We start from the raw sequence: 619 nt of genomic DNA on the forward strand, positions 1-619 counted from the left end.
CGCCGGCAAGGACGGCAAGACCGGCCAGACCATGATGAAGACGGTGCTGGCGCCGGCGCTGAAGGCGCGCGCGCTCCACGTCGACGGCTGGTTCTCGACCAACATCCTCGGCAACCGCGACGGCCTGGCGCTGAACGACAAGGACTCGCTCCAGTCCAAGCTCAACACCAAGGGCACGGTGCTGGACTCGATCCTGGGTTATCCGGTCGAGGATCACCTGGTCCACATCCACTATTACCGCCCGCGTGGCGACGACAAGGAAGCCTGGGACAACATCGACGTCACCGGCTTCCTCGGCCAGCGGATGCAGATCAAGGTCAACTTCCTCTGCAAGGATTCGATCCTGGCCGCGCCCCTGGTGATCGAGATCGCCCGCGTGCTGGATCTCGCCAAGAAGCGCGGCGACGGCGGCGTGCAGGAGCAGCTGTCGACGTTCTTCAAGGCGCCGATGGTCAAGAACGGCCACGGCCCCGAGCACGCCTTCGGCGTGCAGGAGCGCATGCTGCTCGACTGGCTCGGCGTCCACTAGGGATGGCTGCCAGCCACGATTTGGCGGGCGGGGCTCAGGCCCCGCTTCCGCTGCGCGAGCTCCTCGTCGAGCTCAACGACATCAAGCGCG

The 619-nt window shown here is 66.1% G+C and carries 1 protein-coding gene; it reads left to right on the plus strand.

All coding sequences use genetic code 11. From position 1 onward, the window contains the following. The coding region (locus QR78_RS29960) for an inositol-3-phosphate synthase (protein WP_048431278.1) at nt 1-529 on the plus strand (529 nt) is incomplete at its 5' end. Nucleotides 530-619 lie beyond the last annotated feature (90 nt).

Source organism: Methylobacterium indicum (assembly GCF_001043895.1).
GTDB classification, from domain to species: domain Bacteria; phylum Pseudomonadota; class Alphaproteobacteria; order Rhizobiales; family Beijerinckiaceae; genus Methylobacterium; species Methylobacterium indicum.